The following is a 13,986-nucleotide window of genomic DNA, read 5'->3' on the forward strand; positions in this document are numbered from 1 at the left end:
TCTCCGGTGGACGTCGATCTTCGCCGCGGGACCACGAAAACGCTGCGAAGCCCGCGATTATACGAACTTCTCGGGGGAGCGCGGCGCCGCGCCGTTACCATCGGAGCATGTTCAGCTATCGCCACGCCTTCCACGCGGGCAATCATGCCGATGTGCTCAAGCACACCGTGCTGATCGCCGCCTTGCAGCACCTCATCGAAAAAGACGCGGCCCTGACCGTGCTCGACACGCATGCGGGCGCGGGCCTGTACCGGCTCGACGGGGACTGCGCGCGCACCAGCGGCGAGGCCACGCACGGCGTGGCGCGTCTCTTCGCCCCCGCGGTGCCGGCGCTTGCCCCGGCGTTGCAGTCCTACGTGGAGTTGGTGCGCGCCTTCAACCACCCCGGCGACACCCCCCGGGTGTACCCGGGCTCGCCCTTTATCGTGCAGCGCCTGCTGCGCGCGCACGACAGGCTCAAGCTGTTTGAATTGCATCCGACCGACCTGCGGTCGCTCGCGGGCAACGTGGCGCAACTGGAGGCGGGCCGCCAACTCGCCGTGCTGCATGAGGACGGCTTTGCGGGCGTGCGGAAATTCCTGCCCCCGCCGGCGCGGCGCGCCCTGGTGCTGTGCGACCCGAGCTACGAGATAAAGAGCGACTACGGCAAGGTTCTGGACTTCGCCACCGACGCGCTCGCGCGCTTTGCCACCGGCGCCTATGCGTTCTGGTACCCGATCATTCCCCGCCCCGAAGCGCATGGCCTGCCGCGCCGCTTGAGGACGCTGGCGAACCAGGCGGGCAGGGGCTGGCTGCACGCCACGCTGACCGTCAAGTCGAGCCGGATCACGGCAAGCGCCGACGGCGAGGTCAGGCGCCCCGGTCTTCCCGCGAGCGGCATGTTCCTGATCAACCCGCCCTTCACGCTGAAAGCGGCCCTGCAGGCCGCGTTGCCGCAGATGGTGCAGTTGCTGGCGCAGGACAGGCACGCCGCGCACACCCTGGAGTCATCCGGCGGCTGAGGTCCGGCGCGGGCGCGGGCGTGCGTCAGATCCCCAGCCGGCGGCAGATCTCCAGCGCCGCGGCGCTTTGGTTCAGCGTGTAGAAATGCAGCGCCGGCGCGCCTGCAGCGCATAGCCGATCGCACAGATCGGTCACCACGTCCAGGCCAAATGCCCGGATGCTGGCGCTGTCGTCGCCAAACGCCTGGAGCCGCAGGCGGATCCAGCGCGGAATCTCTGCCCCGCAGGCGTCGGCAAAGCGCATCAGCTGGGTCGAACTGGAGATCGGCATGATTCCCGGGACCACGGGCACCTCGGCGCCCAGCCGCTGGGCGTCTTCGAGAAAGCGCAGGTACGCGTCGCTGTTGTAGAAAAACTGCGTGATCGCGGAGTCCGCCCCGGCGCGCACCTTGGCCGCATACGCCTGGAGGTCGGCGTCGGGCGAGCGGGCCTGGGGATGCGTCTCGGGGTAGGCGGCCACTTCGATGTGGAAGTTGTTGCCGGTCTCGGCGCGGATAAAGGCCACCAGATCGCCCGCATGCTGAAACTCGCCGCCCAGGCCGTAGCCGCTGGGCAGGTCGCCACGCAGCGCGACCAGGCGTTTCACGCCCATGGCCTCGAGCGCGGCCAACTGCTCGCGGACCAATTCGTGCGTGGCGCCGACGCAGGAAAAATGCGCGGCCGCGCCCATGCCCTCGGCCAGAATTTCGCGCACGGTGGCGAAGCTTCCCGCCTGCGTGGAGCCGCCGGCGCCGTAGGTCACGGAGCAAAAATCCGGATGCAGCGTGTACAACTCCTGGCGCGCTGCGCGCAGCCGGTCCGCGCCCTGCGGCGTCTTGGGCGGGAAAAACTCGAAACTCACCGGAAAACCGGTGCCTTCTGCGCTGGCAGCAATCATGCGTTCCTCCTTGCGTAGACAAAAAACTCCCGGTTGCCGTCGCCCCCGCGGATCGGGCTGTCGATCCAGCCCCGGACCACGAGGCCAAGGTCGGCGCAGCAGCCCCGGATGCGGTTCTCCACCACCGCGTACAGCGCCGCGTCCCGCACGATACCGCCTTTGCCGATTTGCCCGGGTTGCAACTCGAACTGTGGCTTGACCAGCATCAGCAGATCGCCATCGGCGGCCAGCAGCGGCGCCAGCGCGGGCAGCACCAGCGTGAGCGAGATGAACGAGAGGTCACCGGTCACGATGTCAAAGGCTTCGGTGGCGGGCGTGGCCTGCCGCGTCGCCGCGCACGCCTGCCGCAGAGCGCTTGCCGTGAGTGCGCGCGCATTCAGGCCCTCGACGCAGAGCACGCGCGCATCGCCGCGCAGCCGCGCGTGCAATTGGCCATGCCCCACGTCCACGCCCAGCACCTGGGCCGCGCCTTGCTGCAACAGGCAGTCGGTAAACCCCCCCGTGCCCTGGCCCACGTCCAGACAGTGCCGCTGCGCGACGCAAGGGCCGGCCGCGTGCAAGGCGGCTTCGAGCTTGATCCCCCCGCGCGAGACGTAGCGGGACTCGGCGCCGTCGAGCAGGCGCAACTCGGCGTCGGCCGGAATCTCGTCCCCGTTCTTCGCCACCCGGCGCCACGGCGACCCGCAAGGCGGGCGCCATTCAACCCCCGACGCGATCAGCCGCTGCGCCTGCGAGCGCGTCGCGGCATTCCCGGATTGCAGCAAGAAAACATCTGCGCGCATCGGGCATCAGGCATCAGGCATCAGTAGCGGTAGGTTTCCGGCTTGTACGGCCCCTGCCGGGGAACCCCGATGTACGCGGCCTGCTCGGGCGTGAGTTCGGTGAGCACCGCGCCGACCTTCCGAAGGTGCAGGCGCGCGACCTTTTCATCGAGGTGCCGGGGCAGCACGTATACCTTGCCGCTCTGGTAGCGCTCGCGCTGCGTGAACAGTTCGATCTGCGCGAGCGTCTGGTTGGCAAAGCTCGACGACATCACAAAGCTCGGATGACCCGTTGCGCAGCCCAGATTCACGAGGCGGCCCTTGGCCAGCAGGATGATGCGCCGGCCGTCGGGGAAGATCACGTGATCGACCTGGGGCTTGACCTCCTCCCACGGGTACTGTTCCAGCGCGGCGACCTGGATTTCGTTGTCGAAATGGCCGATGTTGCAGACGATCGCCTGGTCCTTCATGGCCCGCATATGTTCGTGGCGGATCACGTCCCTGTTGCCCGTGGCGGTCACGAAGATGTCGGCCTTGTCGGCGGCGTACTCCAGCGTCACGACCCGGTAGCCCTCCATGGCGGCCTGCAGCGCGTTGATCGGGTCGATCTCGGTCACCCACACCTGGGCGCTGAGCGCGCGCAGCGCCTGCGCCGACCCCTTGCCCACGTCGCCGTAGCCGGCCACGCAGGCGATCTTGCCGGCGATCATCACGTCGGTGGCGCGCTTGATTCCGTCGAGCAGCGATTCGCGGCAGCCGTAGAGGTTGTCGAATTTGGACTTGGTCACCGAATCGTTCACGTTGATGGCACGGAACATGAGCCGGCCCTGCGCCGACATTTCCTTGAGCCGGTGCACGCCCGTGGTGGTCTCCTCGGTCACGCCGAGGATGCGCGCGCTCTTGCGGCGGTACCAACCCGGGTCGGCGGCCAGCCGGGACGCGATGGCGGCGAACAGGGCGCGCTCCTCTGCGCTTGCGGGGTGCTCCAGCACGGACGGGTCCTGCTCGGCCTGCCGGCCCAGATGCATCAGCAGCGTGGCGTCGCCGCCGTCGTCCAGGATCATGTCAGGCCCCTCGCCCTCGGTGTCGGCGGCGCCAAAGTCAAAGATGCGGTGCGTGTAGTCCCAGTAGTCGGCGAGCGTCTCGCCCTTGACGGCGAATACCGGCGTTCCGGTCGCGGCGATCGCGGCCGCGGCGTGGTCCTGCGTCGAGAAGATATTGCACGAGGCCCAGCGCACGCGCGCGCCCAGGGCCTGCAGGGTCTCGATGAGCACCGCCGTCTGAATCGTCATGTGCAGGCTGCCGGCGATGCGCGCGCCCGCGAGCGGCTGGCGCGCGGCAAACTCCTCGCGCAGCGCCATCAGGCCGGGCATCTCGGTTTCGGCGATGCGGATTTCCCTGCGTCCCCACCCGGCCAGGCCGATGTCGGCGACGCGGCAATCGGCATGGACGGGGGCCTCGACTCGTGCGTTCATATGGATGCTCCAAAGCAGGTTTGCCAAGCCACTACGCGCGGGAGGAGGACGCGCCCCATCGCACGCAAAGTGGATGAGCGTCGTTGCGCAAACAGGTTCTGCTGACTCCGAGCCTCACGCCCCGCCGGTGCTGGGGGCGCTGCAACGCTCCTCGGAGCCGCGGATTATAAAAAGTCCCCCGCGCGCCGCAAGGACGGCGTGGGCAAGCCGTGGCTCGCGGTCGGTACGGGGTTCAGGGCGTGGCGGAGAAGGGGACGTTGATGACAGCGTCGCTCTCCATCTGGTCCTTGCGCCTCAGTGTCACTTGCAAAGCGCCCTTGGCGCCCCCGCCCACGAGGTAGATGCTCGCGGCCTGCTTGCCCAGGATCTCGCCTTCCAGACCATCAAGGGTAAAGCTGTGGTTGTATGAGGTGATTCCGGTCTGGACACTGGTGCGCTGCTGGCGCGAGGCGCTGTCGAGCCGCGAGTTCTCGAACTTCAACTCGGGCAATTCCAGCTGCATGTACTTCCGGGTTTTGGGATTGGTGTAGTCGATGCGGACCCCGGCGAGCCTGCCTGTGACCGTATCCAACTCGGTCTCGTAGGTAACGTCTTCTACCTCCAGAATGCGACCGTCCGTGCCGGTCAATGTCCAGACGGTACCCACATAGCGCACTTTCCGGGTCTTGGGGGCGTCGGCTTGGTCGGTAAGCACTCCGAACACGGTAGTCCAGGAGATTCCCGTCGTGTCGGGTGTGGTGGCGCGCTCGTCCTCGCGGAGTCCGATGCCCCAGAGGGTTTCCTTCCGATGGCCCATGCTTTTGATGAGTTCGACGGTGACGTTGCTCCCGCGATCACCTTTGTAGACATAGCGGATATCTTCCCCGGACTGGCTGCGTTTGCCCTCCCCGTAGCGCCTGCCATCCACGGTAAAGGCATTGCGCCCGGCCTGGATGCGGCGCCGCGCCATGCCGTAGGAGGTGATGGATATCTTGCCGACGGAGAAGAGTTCGTTCTCCATGTAGCCCGGGCCGTCGAAGTCGATCACCGAGCCGTTGGGGTCGCTGATGGCATCGAACAGCGCCTGTTCATCGGTGGAGGACGAGGTGGGCTGAATGCAGTTATTGCTGTTGGCATCGCGTTGGGCGCACAGCGCCCCGGCCGGAGCAATGAAGGGGTTGGCGGTTCTTGTGTCGTCAGCACCGTTGCCGGAGCCAGAGTCGCCGCTGCCGTTACTGCCGCCGCCTCCTCCGCAGGCGGCAAGGGTCAGGCCAAGAAAGCAGGCAGACAGCCAGGACGGTAAGCGGGTGCGGGGCGCCATGGCATGAGCCGGGGATGAGAGTAAATGTCGCATATTGGTGAATCAAAAAGCAAAGAGACGCAAGTACCATGCCGTCGTCCGGTGGTGCTGCGTGGGAGATGGCGCAGACCCCCACATACGTTCCGGGGTCGGCCGGCGGATCGTACAGGATCATCCGGCAAACCCGGCGCTGATCGACTCCAGGTAGTCGATCGCATCCTCCGTGCGTCCTTCCTGAACCAGTTGCAGCAGGGTCTTGTGGCGAAAGACGGGGATGGGCTCGTTTTTGACCAAAAAGATGGCGCGTTGGGCGTCCGGTTGCACGGCCATCGCGGCTGACAGCACGCGCATCAGGTCACGCAACGCGCGCTGGAGCCGCGGGGACTCGGGGTGGGTGCGCAGTGTGTTGCGGTGCACTCCTGCCAGCGTGGCCAGATCCTGGTGTTGCAGGCCCAGGGTTGTGGCGATGTTGGCGGCCGAAAAGAGCGGGCTGTCAGCCTCCCGCGCCGATTCGAGCATGTCCGCAAAGGCAGTGGCAGTCATGGCGTTGCTCCGAAGCGTTGTAGCAAAGCATATTCTATGCATATTTTTCGCATTCCTGATTGCTTGCTCGAAGAGGCTGTACCCGCGCAAGCAGGGCGCCCCGGACGCGACCCGACCATGCACCGACAGCGGCATGAACACCGACGTGGCCGGTGCCGAGGGGGCGTTGGCGGTCGACCTGTTTCCACGCCGCTGACTGGGTGTGATGGGTGAGGGCCAAACGCAAGCAGCAAGAGGCGGTGCTTGTGGGGGAAGGAGCAAAGGACGATGGCGATCAAACGGCGCTGTACCTGACGCCACTTTGTCCCACTTGGACTAGCATTCAGTCCGTTTTTCATATTTGGAGGGGCTTTTCATGCCTGCCGCTGCTCTCACCCGTTCGGCCCGGCTCGGACTGCGTGCCACACCGGAACAGGAAGTCGTTCTGCGTCGTGCCGCTGAACTCGTGCACAAATCACTGACGGATTTCATCCTCGATGCCGCGTGCCAAGCGGCAGAGCAGACCTTGCTCGACCAGCGATTGTTGATGGTTTCCGGCAGCCAGTACCAAGGATTTCTGGAAATGCTGGATCGTCCGGAATCTGAAAATCCTGGCTTGGCCGATCTGTTCTCTCGGCATCCGGTTTGGACCGAGGGATGAATCTGTGTGCGCCGCAGCCACTCGATACGCGCCATCGGCTGGAAGCGTTTGACTGCGGAAAACCGGCCCTCACCGATTGGCTGCTGCGCCACGCACGCCAAGCCCAGGGTAGCGGTTCGGCGAGAACTTTCGTCGTCTGCGATGGGGATCGCGTTGCAGGGTACTTCAGCCTGACTGTTGGCCAGATCGACACGCTTGAGGCGCCCGAGCGGGTTCGCCACGGGATGGGTCAGTACCCGATCCCGCTGGTCATTCTGGCGAGACTTGCCGTCGCTCTCGACTACCAAGGGCGGGGTCTCGGTTTCAGCCTGTTGCAGGACGCCATCCGCCGGGCGATTGCGATTGCTGAGCAAGCGGGTATCCGGGCTCTGCTGACACACCCCATGGACGCAGATGCTGATGCGTTTTATCGCCGTTTTGGCTTCGAGTCGACGCCAATGCACGAGCGGCAATTAATTTTGCTGCTCAAGGATGCGCGCCGTTTTGCCAGAAAACCAAGGGTTGTTCCCTAGAGGTCGGCGCATGGCTGGAGCAGAAGATGTGCGGGCTCAATCCAGCCAATACCTCTTCAGGAGACAGCCAGATGCAAGTCCAGTTCACGGTCAACGGGCGCGCGCTCAGCGTTGACGTTCCACCGAATACCTTGCTCGTTCACGCGCTGCGCGAGCAGCTTGCGCTGACCGGCACCCATGTGGGTTGCGACACCAGCCAGTGCGGGGCCTGTACGGTGCTCGTGAACGGCGACGCGGTGAAGTCCTGCGCCATGCTCGCGGTGCAGGCGCAGGGGGCCGAGGTGACCACCATCGAGGGCCTGGCCGCAGCCGATGGCACGCTGCACCCGATGCAGGCGGCGTTCAAGGAATGCCACGGTCTGCAATGCGGCTTTTGCACGCCCGGCATGGTGCTGAGCGCGGTCGATCTGTGCCGCAACCATCCCGACGCGAGCGAAGAAGAGATCCGCGAACTGCTCGAGGGCAATATCTGCCGCTGCACCGGCTACCAGAACATCGTGCGCGCGGTGCAGACCGGCCAAAAAGCCATGGCCTGCGCCTGACCCCCGCGCACAACGACTCTGAGGAGACAAGGACCATGGGTGCATCCGATTTTTCCAAACTGCCGTACATCGGCGAATCGCTGCGGCGCAAGGAAGACTACCGCTTTCTGACCGGCGCCGGGCAGTACACCGACGACGTGGTGCTGGCCGCGCAAAGCCACGCCGTGTTCCTGCGCTCGCCGCATGCGCACGCCAGGATCGCGCGCGTGGACACCGACGCCGCGCGGGCCGCGCCCGGCGTGCTGGGGGTGTTCACCGGCGCCGACGTGGCGGCCGACAAGGTCAACGGCCTGCCCTGCGGCTGGCTCATCACCGGCACCAACGGCGAGCCCATGAAGGAGCCGCCGCACCCCATCCTGGCGCAGGACAAGGTGCGCTACGTGGGCGACCACGTCGCCATGGTGGTGGCGCAGACCCAGCAGCAGGCGCGCGATGCGGCGGAACTGATTGCCGTGGACTACGAGGTGCTGCCCGCCGTGGTCAGCGTCTGCGACGCGGCCTCGGGCGCCGTCGCCGGCGCCGCCCTGCACGACGCCGCCCCGGACAACAACTGCTTCAAATGGGCGCTCGGCGACCAGGGTGCGGTGGACGCGGCGTTTGCCAACGCGGCGCACGTCACCCGGATCGACCTCGTGAACAACCGCCTGATCCCGAACGCGATCGAGCCGCGCGCGGCGATTGCCAACTACAACCGGGCGAACGACGAATACACGCTGTACGTGAGCAACCAGAACCCGCACGTCGAGCGCCTGCTCATGACGGCCTTCGTTCTCGGCCTGCCCGAGCACAAGGTGCGCGTGATCGCCCCCGACGTGGGCGGCGGTTTCGGCTCGAAGATCTATCTGTACGCCGAAGACGTGTGCCTGACCTGGGCCAGCAAGAAGCTCACGCGCAGCATCAAATGGGTGGCCGACCGCAGCGAGTCCTTTCTGTGCGACGCGCATGGCCGCGACCACGTCAGCCACGCCGAGATGGCGCTGGACAAGGACGGCAGGTTCCTGGCGCTGCGCGTGCACACCGACGCCAACCTGGGCGCGTACCTGAGCACCTTTGCGAGCGCCGTTCCGACCATCCTGTACGCCACGCTGCTCGCCGGCCAGTACACCACGCCGCTGATCCACGTGCAGGTGGACGCCTGGTTTACCAACACGGCGCCGGTGGACGCGTACCGCGGCGCGGGCCGGCCCGAGGCCACCTATCTGCTCGAGCGCCTGGTCACCCGCTGCGCCTGGGAACTGGGCCTGGACCAGGACGAGATCCGCCGGCGCAACTTCATCAGCACCTTCCCCCACCAGACGCCGGTGGCGCTGCAATACGACACCGGCGACTACCACGCCTGCATGGCGCAGGCGCAGCAGCTGGCCGACGTGGCGGGGTTCGACGCGCGCAAGGCGGCGAGCGCGGCCAAGGGCCTGCTGCGCGGAATCGGCTATTCGTCGTACATCGAGGCCTGCGGCCTTGCACCGTCGAACATCGCCGGCGCGCTGGGCGCGCGCGCCGGCCTGTTCGAATGCGGCGAAGTGCGCGTGCATCCCACGGGCAGCGTGAGCGTTTTCACCGGCTCGCACAGCCACGGCCAGGGGCACGAGACCACCTTTGCGCAGGTGGTCGCGGCGCGCCTGGGAATCCCGGTGGAGAACGTGGACATCGTGCACGGCGACACGGGCCGCGTGCCCTTCGGCATGGGGACCTACGGGTCGCGCTCGATCAGCGTGGGCGGCACGGCGATCATGAAGGCGCTGGACAAGATCGAGGCCAAGGCGAAGAAAATCGCCGCGCACCTCATGGAAGCCAGCGACGCCGACATCGACTTTGCCAACGGCGAATTCAGCGTCCGGGGAACGGACAGGAAAATCCCCTTCGGCCAGGTGGCGCTCACCGCCTATGTGCCGCACAACTACCCGCTCGACACGCTCGAACCCGGCCTGAACGAAACCGCTTTCTACGACCCGACCAACTTCACCTTCCCCGCGGGCACCTATATCTGTGAGGTCGAGATCGACCCCGCCACCGGCGCCACGCGGGTCGATCGCTTCACCGCGGTGGACGACTTCGGCACCATCATCAACCCCATGATCGTCGAGGGCCAGGTGCACGGCGGCCTGGTGCAGGGCATAGGGCAGGCGCTGCTGGAGAACTGCGTCTACGACCGCGAAACCGGCCAACTGCTCAGCGGCAGCTTCATGGACTACGCGATGCCGCGCGCGGACGACTTCCCCCTGTTCAAGCTGGGCCATGTGTGCACGCCCTGCACGCACAACCCGCTGGGCACCAAGGGCTGCGGCGAGGCCGGGGCCATCGGCGCGCCGCCCGCGGTGATCAACGCCGTGCTCGACGCGCTGCGCCCGCTGGGCGTGCGCGACTTCGACATGCCCGCATCGCCGCACCGCGTGTGGCAAGCGATGCAAAACGCCAAGGCCTGAGAGGAGAAGCAGCATGTACACATTCACCTACGAAACCCCCGCGACCCTGGCCGACGCCGCGCAACTGGCCGCTGCGGGCGGCAAGCTGATCGCCGGCGGGCAGAGCCTGCTGCCCTCGATGCGCCTGCGCCTGGCCAACCCCGAGCAGCTCATCGACCTCGCCGGCATCGCGGAGCTGGCCGGAATCCGCCGCGCAGGAAACGCGCTGGCGATTGGCGCCATGGCACGGCACATGGACGTTGCGCGCAGCGCCGAGGTGCGCGCCGCGATCCCGGCGCTCGCCGACCTGGCAGCGCATATTGGCGACCGCCAAGTGCGCGCGCGCGGCACGCTGGGCGGCTCGGTGGCGAACAACGACCCCGCCGCCTGCTACCCCAGCGCGGTGCTCGGCCTGGGCGCGACCATTTTCACGAACCGGCGCGAGATCGTTGCCGACGATTTCTTTCTGGGCATGTACAGCACGGCGCTGCAGGAGGGGGAATTGATCACGGCCATCCACTTCCCGATCCCGAAGCGCGCGGCCTACCTGAAGTTCAAGCAGGCCGCATCGCGCTTTGCGCTGGTGGGCGTATTCGTCGCGCAGACCGACAACGGCGTGCGCGTGGCCGTGACGGGCGCGGCCAGCAGCGTATTCCGCCACACGGCGCTGGAGGCCGCGCTCACGCGCAACTTGACCCCCGAGTCGGCCGCCGCGGTAAAAATCGACGCCAGCGACCTGAATACCGATATCCATGCCAGCGCCATTTACCGCGCGCAGCTGATTAGCGTGCAGACGCAGCGGGCGGTGGCGCGGATGGTGGGGTGATCCGTCTGCATGCTTCGGCAATGGGTTTATTGATGGCGTGGGCTTTTTTGATAATCAAATGGCCATGAACGCTCCCGCCCCGGCACCTGATCCACTCTCCGTCGATACCCTGCTACAAGCCCTCCAACACGCCGGCTATTTTGCCGACCGGCGCCTGGCCATAGCGCTGTTTCTGGCGCTGCGCCTGCAGCGCCCGCTGCTGCTCGAAGGCGCGCCCGGTGTGGGCAAGACGGCGTTGGCGCAGGCGTTGAGCCAGGTGCTGGGGCGCAGCCTGATTCGTTTGCAGTGCTACGACGGGCTGGAGCAGCGCGAGGCGCTTTATGAATGGAACTACGCGGCCCAGTTGCTGCACATGCGCGCCGCCGAAGGCCGGGGTGGCGCCGATATGGGGCAGTTGGAGCGCGAGGTCTACCAGGAGCGCTATCTGATCCGCCGCCCCCTGCTGCAGGCCCTGCAGGCGCCCGCGCCCGGCGCGGTGCTGTTGATCGACGAGGTGGACCGCGCCGACGAGCCGTTCGAGGCTTTTTTGCTCGAGTACCTGGGCGAGTACCAGGTGAGCGTTCCCGAGATTGGCACCGTGCGTGCCACGGCCACGCCGGTCACCCTGCTGACGAGCAACCGCACGCGCGACCTGCACGACGCCGTCAAGCGCCGCTGCCTGTACCACTGGCTCGACTACCCCGAGCGCGCGCGCGAACTCGCCATCGTGCGCGCCCAGGCGCCCGGCGCGAGTGCGGCGCTGAGCGCGCAGGTCGCAGAGTTCGTTGGTCGCCTGCGCAGCCAGCCCTTTGCCGAAGCCTTCCAGCGCGCGCCCGGCATTGCCGAGAGCGTGGAATGGGCCAAGGCCCTGGTCGCGCTCGACACCGTCGTGATCGACCCCGAGGTGGTGTCCGACACCGCGGGAATCCTGTTCAAACAGCGCGAGGACGTGGCGGCCCTGACCCGGGAGATGGCGCTGGAACTGCTCGGGCCGCTGCCGGCGCAGGCCTGAAGGACGCCGCTGCCCGCATGGCTTCGATCTCCCCATCCCCTGCGCTCACCCCCTGGGGCGACGCGCGCAGCGGCAAGCTGGCGGACAACCTCAGCGGCTTTGGCCGCGCGCTGCGCCGCGCCGGCGTTCCGGTGGACGCGGCGCGCATGGCGCTGGCCCAGCGGGCGCTGCTGCTGGTGGGCCTGCGGCGGGACGACTTTGGCGCCGCGCTCGAGGCCGTGCTGCTCAGCCGCGCGCAGGACCGCATGCTGTTTCGGGAGCTCTTCGACGCCTATTTCCGCAACCCCGAACTGGCGCAAAGGCTGCTCGCGCAGATGCTGCCCGGCGCCGAATCCCGGGCTGCCCGCGCGCAGCGCCGCCCGCGGGTGAGCGAGGCGCTGGCCCCGGTGCACGCGGCGCGCAGCGGGGCACGCGAGGAGGAGAAGCTGCAATTCGACGCCGCGATGACGGCCAGCGCGCTGCGGCGGCTGCGGCAGGCCGATTTCAACCAGCTCTCGGCGAGCGAATACCTGCTCGCCGAGCGCCTGGCCCGCGACGTCCCCCTGCCGCTGCCGCACTACGCCGCGCGCAGGCTGCGCCCCGGGGCACGTGGAAGCCGCCCGCATTGGCCCGGCGCCATGCAGCACGCGGTGCGCAGCGGGGGCGAGCTGCTGCGACTGCCGCTGCTGCAACGGCGCCGGCAGCCGCTGCCGCTGCTCGTGCTGGTCGATGTGTCGGGCTCCATGGAGCGCTACGCCCGCCTGCTGCTGGCCTTTCTGCACGCGGCCACCGCGCCGCGCCATGCCCGTTGCGCCGGCGGCGCCGCGCTGCGCCGCGACGTGTTTGCCTTTGGCACGGGCCTGAGCGATCTCACGCCCGCGTTCCGCCTGGCCGACACCGACGCCATGCTCTTGGCCGCGAACCAGGCCATCGCCGATTTCGCTGGCGGCACGCGCATCGGCGAGAGCCTGGCCCGGCTGCGCCTGCGGCACGCCCGCCACCTGGTCGGGCGGCGCACGCTGGTGCTGCTGATCAGCGACGGCCTGGATACCGGCGCTCCCGAGGCGCTGGCGCAGGAACTGGGCTGGCTGCGCCGCCACTGCGGCCGGCTGTTGTGGCTCAACCCCCTGCTGCGCTTCGCGGGCTACGCGCCCACGGCGCGCGGCGCTGCCGAATTGCAGCGCCAGGCGCACGGCGTGCTGGCCGTGCACAACCTGGGCTGCCTGCAGGATCTGGCCGCGAGCCTGGCCAGCCTGCTGCGGCAATAGACAGGATGCAGCGCATCCATCGCAGACCATCACCCCAAAAGGAACCCCCATGGAAATGCAAGCCAGCCGCCCCCTTGCCGTGAGCCAGCAACAGGCCTGGGACGCGCTCAACGACCCCGGGGTGCTCAAGCTTGAAAGGATCGACCCCACGGGCGAGAACCAGTACGCCGCCGCCATGGCGCTCAGGATCGGCCCCGTGTCCGCCAAGTTCGCGGGAAAAATCATGCTGCGGCAATAGACAGGATGCAGCGCATCCATCGCAGACCATCACCCCAAAAGGAACCCCCATCATGGAAATGCAAGCCAGCCGCCCCCTTGCCGTGAGCCAGCAACAGGCCTGGGACGCGCTCAACGACCCCGAGGTGCTCAAGCTGTGCATAGGAGGATGTGAAAAGATCGACCCCACGGGCATGAACCAGTACGCCGTCGCCATGGCGCTCAGGATCGGCCCCGTGTCCGCCAAGTTCGCGGGAAAAATCACGCTGAGCGACATCGTCGCGCCCGAGAGCTATCGCCTGGCCTTCGACGGATCGGGCGGTGTCGCCGGTTTTGCCAAGGGCCATGCGCAGGTCAGGCTGGCGCCGCTGCCCGCGGATGCGACCGGGTCGCCGGGCTGCGAACTGCACTACAGCGTGCACGCCAGCGTGGGCGGCAAGATCGCCCAGCTGGGCCAGCGGCTCATCGATGGCGCTGCGAAAAGCATGGCCGAAGACTTCTTCAAGCGCTTCGACGAAGAAATGCAGCGCCGCCACCCGCGCGCCGATCCGGCGCAGGCCGCAGATGCAGCCTCTGCGGCCGCGGGCGGCGGCGTTGTGCCGCGCTGGATATGGGCCGCTGGCGCAGCCGCGCTGGTGCTGCTGCTCTGGTGGTTCAGCCGCAGCTGAGCCGCC

At 67.5% G+C, this 13,986-nt stretch carries 14 protein-coding genes, 1 pseudogene and 1 riboswitch; of the genes and pseudogenes, 10 read left to right on the top strand and 5 right to left on the bottom strand.

Features of this window, described 5'->3' with window-relative positions:
- Nucleotides 1–107 precede the first annotated feature (107 nt).
- On the top strand, nt 108–1,001 hold the full coding sequence (locus D5041_RS11065) for a 23S rRNA (adenine(2030)-N(6))-methyltransferase RlmJ (RefSeq protein WP_265257327.1): 894 nt from the start codon (nt 108–110) through the stop codon (nt 999–1,001).
- A gap of 25 nt (nt 1,002–1,026) precedes the next feature.
- Here the strand turns inward: D5041_RS11065 and metF are convergent, their stop codons facing one another.
- The 5 genes from metF to D5041_RS11090 all read right to left on the bottom strand — a co-directional run bounded on the left by metF (nt 1,027) and on the right by D5041_RS11090 (nt 5,936).
- Nucleotides 1,027–1,878: a methylenetetrahydrofolate reductase [NAD(P)H] gene (gene metF, locus D5041_RS11070; RefSeq protein WP_265284733.1), complete on the bottom strand. Its 852-nt coding sequence runs from the start codon at nt 1,876–1,878 to the stop codon at nt 1,027–1,029.
- Nucleotides 1,875–2,660: a TlyA family RNA methyltransferase gene (locus D5041_RS11075; RefSeq protein ID WP_265284734.1), complete on the bottom strand. Its 786-nt coding sequence runs from the start codon at nt 2,658–2,660 to the stop codon at nt 1,875–1,877. Before D5041_RS11075 ends, metF begins: the two co-directional genes overlap by 4 nt.
- A gap of 20 nt (nt 2,661–2,680) precedes the next feature.
- Nucleotides 2,681–4,114 (bottom strand): adenosylhomocysteinase, encoded by a 1,434-nt coding sequence (ahcY, locus tag D5041_RS11080; protein WP_265257324.1) that lies wholly within the window; start codon nt 4,112–4,114, stop codon nt 2,681–2,683.
- A 68-nt stretch (nt 4,115–4,182) separates the two neighbouring features.
- A riboswitch (S-adenosyl-L-homocysteine riboswitch) is annotated at nt 4,183–4,273 on the bottom strand.
- 73 nt (nt 4,274–4,346) lie between these two features.
- Nucleotides 4,347–5,414 carry a hypothetical protein gene (locus tag D5041_RS11085; RefSeq protein ID WP_265284735.1) on the bottom strand — a complete coding sequence of 356 codons (1,068 nt, stop codon included), beginning with the start codon at nt 5,412–5,414 and terminating at the stop codon, nt 4,347–4,349.
- 150 nt (nt 5,415–5,564) lie between these two features.
- Nucleotides 5,565–5,936: a DNA-binding protein gene (locus D5041_RS11090; protein ID WP_265284736.1), complete on the bottom strand. Its 372-nt coding sequence runs from the start codon at nt 5,934–5,936 to the stop codon at nt 5,565–5,567.
- A gap of 355 nt (nt 5,937–6,291) precedes the next feature.
- On the opposite strand from D5041_RS11090, the gene D5041_RS11095 reads away from it, so the two are divergent.
- From D5041_RS11095 to D5041_RS11135, 9 genes and pseudogenes are all read left to right on the top strand, one after another.
- A complete protein-coding gene (locus D5041_RS11095) occupies nt 6,292–6,576 on the top strand; it encodes a type II toxin-antitoxin system TacA family antitoxin (protein ID WP_265284737.1) in 285 nt (94 codons plus the stop codon).
- Nucleotides 6,573–7,088: a GNAT family N-acetyltransferase gene (locus D5041_RS11100; RefSeq protein WP_265284738.1), complete on the top strand. Its 516-nt coding sequence runs from the start codon at nt 6,573–6,575 to the stop codon at nt 7,086–7,088. Before D5041_RS11095 ends, D5041_RS11100 begins: the two co-directional genes overlap by 4 nt.
- 71 nt (nt 7,089–7,159) lie before the next feature.
- Nucleotides 7,160–7,630, top strand: a complete 471-nt coding sequence (locus D5041_RS11105; protein WP_010104914.1) for a (2Fe-2S)-binding protein — start codon at nt 7,160–7,162, stop codon at nt 7,628–7,630.
- Nucleotides 7,631–7,665: 35 nt separating this feature from the next.
- Nucleotides 7,666–10,053 (top strand): xanthine dehydrogenase family protein molybdopterin-binding subunit, encoded by a 2,388-nt coding sequence (locus D5041_RS11110; protein ID WP_265284739.1) that lies wholly within the window; start codon nt 7,666–7,668, stop codon nt 10,051–10,053.
- A 13-nt stretch (nt 10,054–10,066) separates the two neighbouring features.
- Entirely contained in the window at nt 10,067–10,858 is a 792-nt protein-coding gene (locus tag D5041_RS11115; RefSeq protein WP_265284740.1) for an FAD binding domain-containing protein, read from the top strand.
- Between the two features lie 58 nt (nt 10,859–10,916).
- Nucleotides 10,917–11,849 carry an AAA family ATPase gene (locus D5041_RS11120; protein ID WP_407702258.1) on the top strand — a complete coding sequence of 311 codons (933 nt, stop codon included), beginning with the start codon at nt 10,917–10,919 and terminating at the stop codon, nt 11,847–11,849.
- A 17-nt stretch (nt 11,850–11,866) separates the two neighbouring features.
- Complete coding sequence (locus D5041_RS11125) at nt 11,867–13,096, top strand: vWA domain-containing protein (protein ID WP_265284742.1); 1,230 nt, start codon at nt 11,867–11,869, stop codon at nt 13,094–13,096.
- A 49-nt stretch (nt 13,097–13,145) separates the two neighbouring features.
- Nucleotides 13,146–13,325 (top strand): annotated as a pseudogene (locus D5041_RS11130) (SRPBCC family protein); the annotation flags it as partial.
- Between the two features lie 61 nt (nt 13,326–13,386).
- Complete coding sequence (locus D5041_RS11135) at nt 13,387–13,980, top strand: SRPBCC family protein (protein WP_265284743.1); 594 nt, start codon at nt 13,387–13,389, stop codon at nt 13,978–13,980.
- Nucleotides 13,981–13,986 lie beyond the last annotated feature (6 nt).

It is taken from the genome of Verminephrobacter aporrectodeae subsp. tuberculatae, from assembly GCF_026127385.1.
In the GTDB taxonomy this organism is placed as follows: domain Bacteria; phylum Pseudomonadota; class Gammaproteobacteria; order Burkholderiales; family Burkholderiaceae_C; genus Acidovorax; species Acidovorax aporrectodeae.

Excerpts from the sequence above, each read along its gene's own strand:
- D5041_RS11065 (WP_265257327.1), top strand. The coding sequence starts at position 108 with ATGTTCAGCTATCGCCACGCCTTCCACGCGGGCAATCATGCCGATGTG.
- metF (WP_265284733.1), bottom strand. The coding sequence starts at position 1,878 with ATGATTGCTGCCAGCGCAGAAGGCACCGGTTTTCCGGTGAGTTTCGAG.
- D5041_RS11075 (WP_265284734.1), bottom strand. The coding sequence starts at position 2,660 with ATGCGCGCAGATGTTTTCTTGCTGCAATCCGGGAATGCCGCGACGCGC.
- ahcY (WP_265257324.1), bottom strand. The coding sequence starts at position 4,114 with ATGAACGCACGAGTCGAGGCCCCCGTCCATGCCGATTGCCGCGTCGCC.
- D5041_RS11085 (WP_265284735.1), bottom strand. The coding sequence starts at position 5,414 with ATGGCGCCCCGCACCCGCTTACCGTCCTGGCTGTCTGCCTGCTTTCTT.
- D5041_RS11090 (WP_265284736.1), bottom strand. The coding sequence starts at position 5,936 with ATGACTGCCACTGCCTTTGCGGACATGCTCGAATCGGCGCGGGAGGCT.
- D5041_RS11095 (WP_265284737.1), top strand. The coding sequence starts at position 6,292 with ATGCCTGCCGCTGCTCTCACCCGTTCGGCCCGGCTCGGACTGCGTGCC.
- D5041_RS11100 (WP_265284738.1), top strand. The coding sequence starts at position 6,573 with ATGAATCTGTGTGCGCCGCAGCCACTCGATACGCGCCATCGGCTGGAA.
- D5041_RS11105 (WP_010104914.1), top strand. The coding sequence starts at position 7,160 with ATGCAAGTCCAGTTCACGGTCAACGGGCGCGCGCTCAGCGTTGACGTT.
- D5041_RS11110 (WP_265284739.1), top strand. The coding sequence starts at position 7,666 with ATGGGTGCATCCGATTTTTCCAAACTGCCGTACATCGGCGAATCGCTG.
- D5041_RS11115 (WP_265284740.1), top strand. The coding sequence starts at position 10,067 with ATGTACACATTCACCTACGAAACCCCCGCGACCCTGGCCGACGCCGCG.
- D5041_RS11120 (WP_407702258.1), top strand. The coding sequence starts at position 10,917 with ATGGCCATGAACGCTCCCGCCCCGGCACCTGATCCACTCTCCGTCGAT.
- D5041_RS11125 (WP_265284742.1), top strand. The coding sequence starts at position 11,867 with ATGGCTTCGATCTCCCCATCCCCTGCGCTCACCCCCTGGGGCGACGCG.
- D5041_RS11135 (WP_265284743.1), top strand. The coding sequence starts at position 13,387 with ATGGAAATGCAAGCCAGCCGCCCCCTTGCCGTGAGCCAGCAACAGGCC.